This is a genomic window from Staphylococcus simiae, assembly GCF_002902085.1.
Lineage (GTDB): Bacteria > Bacillota > Bacilli > Staphylococcales > Staphylococcaceae > Staphylococcus > Staphylococcus simiae.
Window position 1 is genome coordinate 71728 of record NZ_PPQR01000134.1, and the last position, 7258, is coordinate 78985.

A 7258-nucleotide genomic window follows, 5' to 3' on the forward strand; every position below is an offset into this window, starting at 1 on the left:
CCCCAACACAGAGAAACTGATTTAATCAGTTTCTACAAGTATTGCCAGTTGGGGTAGGCTGAGACAGCACCCTAGGAAAGCGAGGCTTAAAAAATAATTATGTATCAGTCCAATTTGGGAGAGAACCTAAAATAATAAGACGTTCGGTCATCACTTTTTTAGTGTGCCGAACGTCTTTTTTGTTATCTTTTAGAAATCATATTTATCATTTTCTTCTGCAATTAATTGTTGCTGTATCTTAGCTGTACGCATCGTTGATTGTGCTAAATCATTCAAGCGAAAAATAATATCATCATTAACGATCTGTTGATTTGAAAAATCTCGTTCTTCTATAAAGACATATGTTTGCATCGTATGTGCTTTCATATAACTTAAAATTGGTTTCAAGTGCATTTCTGGAATTAAATAGTGTTTACTTGAACCTGCTGTCGTTACAATGCCCACAATTTTATCTCTAAATGCATTGACTGGAAGTAAATCAAAGACATTTTTTAATGCACCAGGAATTGATGCTTGGAAGATTGGAAAGCCGATAAAGATGACATCAGCTTGCATCAATGCTGTTGTTAAAGTGTAAACATCACCGGTTGTATCTAAATAATTTTTTCCTTCACTAAATTCTAACTCAAGATCACGTAAATCTAACAATTCAATATTGTGACCTTCATTCATTGCTTCTAAATCACTTTTCAAATAATCCATCGCAATTTTCGTTTTAGAACCTACAGTTGAACCAGATAATAAAACAATATTCATAGTTTAACGCTCCTATTTAGTTAAATGTTTTTTGATAGCTGGAATAATTTCATTACCTATCAATTCAATATTTTTCATCACTTTATCAAACGGCACGCCACCAAAATCTAATTGTGCCATAAATCTTTGATGACCATACAATTCATGTTGATATAATATTTTTTCAATGATTTGTTGAGGGCTACCAACCATTAATGCTTCACGATAATCTGGTGAATTAGCAAATTGTTGTTTTGGATAACCTACACCACGAATAAATGACATACCTGTATTTAAATGCGGGTAGAATTCACGCATGGCCTCTTGTGTTGTATCAGCTGTATAGAATAAACTTGCTGTACTTACAGGTAATGACTCAGGTGACGCATCAAATCCCGCTTCTGTAGCTGCTTGACGGTAAGCATCGACAGAACCTTTAAAATTCATTGCCGGACCACCAAGTGTCGTAATCATCATTGGAACACCTTGTTTCCCAGCTTTAATCGCACTTGCTGGTGGTCCACCCACTGCACGCCATATTGGTAAAGTGTCATCGATAGGTCTTGGGAAGATCTTCATATTTCTTAAATCAGGACGATGTTTACCAGACCATGTAATACGATCCGTTTTATTTAATTCTAATAATAAGTTTAATTTTTCTTCGAATAGTTCATCATAATCTTTTAAATCATAACCAAACAGTTCAAAGATCCCTGTTCTTGAAGCTCTACCAGCAACGACTTCTGCTCTACCATGCGAAATTAAATCTAATGTCGCGAAATCTTCAAATACTCGAACAGGGTCAGTCGCACTAATGATAGTAGAAGAACTGGAAATTTTAATTTTACTTGTAGCCTGAGCAATTGCACCTAATACTACTGTATGTGCTTGTGTTGTAAAGTGTTCTTGGTGACTTTCACCAACTGCAAAAACATCAATACCAGCATCTTCAGCTAACTTACTTGCTTCGATAATTTCATTAATACGTTGTTCATAACTAATTTTTTCACCTTTATGAGGATTTAATAAATGATCCCCTAAAGAATATAATCCAAATTCAAGCGGCGTATTTTTATTCATTTCTAATTTTGCCATTTAAGATGCTCCTTTAAATTTCATGTAAGTTACTTTCAATTTCAACGCGTTGCTCTTCTAGAAAATCTGGTAAGTTTAATGTTTGCCCTAATGCTTCTACAGATGTATCAACTGTAAATCCAGGTTGTTCAGTAGCAAATTCATACATAATTGAGTTTTGTCTGAAATATAATGATTTAAAGAAATAGCGATCAATAATACCTGAATTATTTTGTGGTTGTTGTTGTATTTCTTTGTAAATTGCATCTAAATCACTATCTTTAGGTGTATTCACAGCTATATGATGAATATAGCCACGACCTGGTCTGACACGTTCACCAGCCTGTTCAATCACTACAAAGTCAGAATATAATCCATTGTCTACGACAGTTAATACTGTTTCTTCAAAGTTATCACGTTGATGATAATTTAACACATTTTCTAAGAAAGCTATAGTTCTTTTACTATCTCTTACTCTTAATTCTACAGGTCCCATACCTAAAATTTGGTATTGTTGTGGCACATCACTATAACTATTCTTTTGCCAAGCATGTGGAATGTCATAATCATCATTCACTAACAATATAATTTCTAAATCATCACTATCTTTAAAGGTAAGACCTTGTTGTCCTAAATATATTAGTCGTTCGCTATGAACATGATATTGCTCTAAACGCGCTTCAAAATAATCAAGTGCCTCGTTACTAGGTACTAATAAAGCGAATCTATAAATTGATTCCGTACCTTGTCTTTTTTGTCCAGCATTAGGTATTTCAAAAAAGCTTAAAATCGTACCAGCAGTACCAACTTCATCACCATAAAATAAATGGTACATTGATGGGTCGTCTTGGTTAACTGACTTTTCAACGAGCCTCAAACCTAACACATTAGTATAAAAATCTTTATTTTGTTGTGCGTCTTTCGTATACATCGAAATATGATGGTGTCCAACTACATTCATGCGATCACTCCTTTTGATATATATTTTATACTAGGTATATAAAAATAGCAACCTTTTACTACACTTCTTACTATAGAGAGACATTTCTATACTTCACTTTTCCAACCATACAATTAATTGTATAAATATAATTTTCATCATTTCCTACTAAAACCAGCACACGATCTGTCTGAAATCACATTGACAACGGTTACACAGCTATATATTATAGATTTGTCGCATATAAATTTGAATATACATACATATAAGGAGGATGTTATGAATTTTCTTAAACCGGCAAAGCATATTAAACCTTTGCCAGATGATCAAGTAGATGCTACTTATAAACGTTTACGACTCCAAGTCTTTTTAGGAATCTTTATTGGTTATGCTGGTTTCTATTTATTACGAAAGAACTTTTCATTAGCTATGCTCGCATTACAAGAACAAGGTTTCTCTAAAGGTGAACTTGGTCTTGCTTTATCAGCTGTTTCTATTGCATATGGTTTCAGTAAATTTTTTATGGGAACTGTAAGTGATAGGAGTAACGCTCGTGTCTTTTTAGTACTCGGTTTGGTACTGACTGCAATTGTTAACTTATTATTAGGTTTTGTACCTTTCTTCACATCAAGTATTACAATTATGTTTATACTCTTATTCTTAAATGGTTGGTTCCAAGGAATGGGATGGCCACCATCTGGACGTGTGCTGGTTCATTGGTTTAGTGTCAGTGAACGTGGTAGTAAGACTGCCCTATGGAATGTGGCACATAATGTCGGTGGTGGGTTAATGGCTCCAATTGCGACTTGGGGAATTACGATGACTGGCTTATATAGTTTCGGTTATTTAAAAGGCTTCGAAGGTGTATTTATTTATCCTGCTTTATTAGCCCTTATCGTGGCATTTATTTCTTATTTACTAATTAGAGATACACCTCAATCTCAAGGATTACCTCCAATCGAATACTATAAAAATGACTTCACTACTAGCAACAAAGAGACATTAGAAACAGAATTAACGACGAAAGAAATTCTATTCAAGTACGTACTCAACAATAAATGGGTATGGGCAATTGCCTTTGCTAATATCTTTGTTTACTTCGTACGTTATGGTGTACTTGACTGGGCACCAGTATATTTAAGTGAAGAAAAACAATTCGATTTAAAATCATCAGGTTGGTCTTATTTCCTTTTTGAATGGGCAGGTATACCTGGCACATTATTATGTGGCTATATTTCAGACAAATTATTCAAAGGACGTCGTGGTCCAGCAGGTTTCTTCTTTATGTTAGGTGTAACTATTTTCGTCTTAATTTATTGGCTTAACCCTCCTGGTCACGCTTGGTTAGATAATTTATCTCTTATCGCCATTGGTTTCTTAATCTATGGACCAGTGATGTTAATCGGTTTACAAGCTTTAGACTATGTACCGAAAAAAGCTGCTGGAACAGCTGCTGGATTAACTGGTTTATTCGGTTACCTATTTGGTGCTTCGATGGCCAATACAGTCTTGGGTGTTGTCGTTGATCATTTCGGTTGGAACGTTGGTTTTATTTTATTAACAGTTATTAGTATTCTTGCTATGTTAAGTTTCATTCTAACTTGGAATAAAGTAGGTCAAGATACCGTGCAACATTAATATTACAACAAAAGTCATATGACTTCTTTGTACACTTGTTATTAGCGAAGTGTCTATAGAACATCATATGACTTTTAAATTTGATAAAAATATGTACTTTGCCATTGTTGCGTCTTCAATGCTGTGTTATTTAAATTGTGACACCATTTGGGATAAACACGAAAGGCCATTTTCCCTTGTCTCTTTTCTGTCGTGCAAATACTATAGTCTATTAATGATTGCCTAGGAAATATAAAGACCCCTTTTAAAGTATGATCTGCAACAACTATAGCCAAATAATCAGTTGTCTCATTTATATTAAATGGACGATTACGATTGTTATCACCTTTCGTCCAACACGTTACAAAGTCCCCTTCTTTGGTAGGTGTCTTCTTGGCCATTCTACTACGATAACTGTTGTTATTATAATTAAATATTGCCGCTTCATAATCTTGATTATATCGTTCTTTGATAATATCTAAATCCATACGCGTTTCTAAAAATTGTTGTAAAAGCCGTATTGAGTGATACAACTATATCATTTCCTATTCTACATATTTAACAACTTAATCATACTAGATTTAATGATTAAACTAAAGATATGATTCATATCGGCACAAAAAAGCATTTCCAACCCATACAATATCGAGTTAGAAATGCTTAATTTATATTTTTATCCTTCGATTAGTTCTGCAGTATCAACTGTTAAACGATCACGTAATAAGTAAACAATTAACATTGAAGCTAAGGCACAAATTGTTTCTGCAATAAGTAATGACCAAATCACACCAGTTAATCCAAATAATGCATTCATAATGAATAGTACAGGGATAATAACAGCACCTTGTAAGATAGCCATAATTGTTGCACCACGACCTTGACCAGTCGCTTGTAACATACCAGTAAATAAGAAACCAATACCATTAAGTAATAATGATGTCATTGTAACTTTTAAAATAAATGTTGCCATATCAACAATTTCTTGATCAGTAGTGAATAAACCTACGATATGATGTCCAATTGTAAATACTGCAATCATACAAATAACAAAGATAACACCAATAGATGAAATAACCGCTTTAATAACATCTTTCATACGACCTTTATCTGACATAAAGTTATAAGCAATTAAAGGTACTACCCCTTCACAAAGCCCCATAATAATTAATTCAGGAAATTGTACTAATCTGAATGAAATACCATAACTTGCAACTGCAAAGTTACCATAATGAGCTAAGAACAAGTTTAATACTAAACCAGTGAAGCCCATTAAAATACTCATTAAGAATGCTGGAATACCAATTTTAAAAATTTCAACTAACATCTCTTTATTCGGTTTAGCAAATTTAATATTTACAGATACCACATCACTATTTTTAATAAAATAGATAATGAAGAATAATGCTGCTACAACATTTGAAATTGCTGTCCCTAAAGCAGCACCTACAACATCTAAATGAAAACCAAAAATTAAGATTGGATCTAAAATAATATTTAAACCAACACTAGCAAGCATACCAATCATCGAAATGATTGGCGCACCGATTGAACGTGCAAATTGTTCTAAAATAAAGAATAAAATAACAAATGGAGCACTTAAAAACATTACTTTTAAATAATTACTAGTTAATGCTAACGTTTCCCCTCTAGCACCTAGTAATGAAGCGATTTGATCACTAAAAGGTAATGTCACAATAATAATGATAATACCCAGAATTAAACCACCGTAAATTGAAAAGCTACTTACAAATTTACTTTTACTATAATCTTTAGCGCCTAACAAACGAGAAATATATGTTCCAGCACCAATTCCAAATAAGTTACCAAATCCCATTAATAATGCAAATATTGGTAATGTTAAAGAAATCGCTGAAATCATGTGACTATCATTTAAAAAGCCAATAAAATAAATATTTAAAATCCCATAAATCACACTTAATAATGAAGCTATCATCATTGGTAATGAGAAATGCATCATTGCTTTAAACACAGGTGATTTTTCAAAATAATATAATTGTTCGTCTTTCATTGTCTATACTCCCTTAAAATAGTTAATTTAATTGTTAGCTTACTAATAATTAGATATCTAACTATATAGTGTTAAGTAAAGCGACTGTTCAAACAGTCACTTAATCTATTATTGTAAACTTGATAACATCTTAGTTAAGTTTTTCTTCATTTGTTCATTCTCTTCAGCAGTAAATTGTGCTTCCATCGTTGTTTCCATTTCATCAAAAATAGATGTAAAAGCTTCTACTAACTTAATTCCTGCAGTAGTTAACCCAATATTTTTACTACGTGTGTCTTTAGCATCAACATAGCGATATATAAGTTTTTTACGCTCAAGATTCCTCAGTAAATTACTTACTGTCGGTCCTTTACGTTGCAATGCTCTAGCGATATCATTTTGAGTTAAACCATCTTGCTGGTGCGCATATAAATATCCAAGCGTGTGGCCTTGCTCATTGGTGATATCAAATTGCTCTAACTTTTGATCAGCTTTCTGCTTCATTGCATGACTCAACATTCTAAATAAATACGAATATGTCATTTCCATAGCATTCATTACCTCTTTCGTTAGAAGTCTAACTAAATATATACCTCGCTAAAACATATGTCAACACTTTTTCTAATATTTTTTCGATATATCGTTAAAAATTTATAAATTGCCAGTATTGCTGTGAAATATCTAGGTCTCATTGGTTCTATTTTATTCATCATTATTATTGGTGGCGTTGCTATCGCTTTAAAAGGTCGCCACAAAGAACAACATAACTAATATGAAACGTTAAACGAGCCTGGGACATTAAGTTCTAGGTTTAAGTAAAAAAAGACAATTTCTATTGAAAATTGATAGAAATTGTCTTTTTCGTTATTAATTTTGAAATAAAC

At 32.8% G+C, this 7258-nt stretch carries 7 protein-coding genes; 1 reads left to right on the forward strand and 6 read right to left on the reverse strand.

Annotated features, from left to right (window positions below):
* Nucleotides 1-189: 189 nt before the first annotated feature.
* Genes CD113_RS12100 through CD113_RS12110 form a run of 3 tightly spaced genes read right to left on the reverse strand, consistent with a single transcriptional unit; the run spans nt 190 to nt 2770 of the window.
* On the reverse strand, nt 190-756 hold the full coding sequence (locus tag CD113_RS12100) for an NADPH-dependent FMN reductase (protein ID WP_002464352.1): 567 nt from the start codon (nt 754-756) through the stop codon (nt 190-192).
* Nucleotides 757-768: 12 nt separating this feature from the next.
* Complete coding sequence (locus tag CD113_RS12105; protein ID WP_002464353.1) at nt 769-1830, reverse strand: LLM class flavin-dependent oxidoreductase; 1062 nt, start codon at nt 1828-1830, stop codon at nt 769-771.
* Nucleotides 1831-1843: 13 nt separating this feature from the next.
* Nucleotides 1844-2770, reverse strand: a complete 927-nt coding sequence (locus CD113_RS12110; protein WP_002464354.1) for a VOC family protein — start codon at nt 2768-2770, stop codon at nt 1844-1846.
* 258 nt (nt 2771-3028) lie between these two features.
* On the opposite strand from CD113_RS12110, the gene glpT reads away from it, so the two are divergent.
* A complete protein-coding gene (glpT, locus tag CD113_RS12115; protein ID WP_002464355.1) occupies nt 3029-4387 on the forward strand; it encodes a glycerol-3-phosphate transporter in 1359 nt (452 codons plus the stop codon).
* Between the two features lie 74 nt (nt 4388-4461).
* On the opposite strand, the gene CD113_RS12120 is transcribed toward glpT, so the two are convergent.
* The 3 genes from CD113_RS12120 to CD113_RS12130 form a co-directional block, all read right to left on the reverse strand.
* The gene (locus tag CD113_RS12120) at nt 4462-4899 is read right to left on the reverse strand and encodes a MepB family protein (RefSeq protein WP_002464356.1); all 438 of its coding nucleotides are present in this window, start codon (nt 4897-4899) and stop codon (nt 4462-4464) included.
* Nucleotides 4900-5039: 140 nt separating this feature from the next.
* Nucleotides 5040-6395 carry a multidrug efflux MATE transporter MepA gene (mepA, locus tag CD113_RS12125; protein ID WP_002464357.1) on the reverse strand — a complete coding sequence of 452 codons (1356 nt, stop codon included), beginning with the start codon at nt 6393-6395 and terminating at the stop codon, nt 5040-5042.
* A gap of 108 nt (nt 6396-6503) precedes the next feature.
* Nucleotides 6504-6923 carry a MarR family winged helix-turn-helix transcriptional regulator gene (locus tag CD113_RS12130; RefSeq protein WP_002464358.1) on the reverse strand — a complete coding sequence of 140 codons (420 nt, stop codon included), beginning with the start codon at nt 6921-6923 and terminating at the stop codon, nt 6504-6506.
* Nucleotides 6924-7258 lie beyond the last annotated feature (335 nt).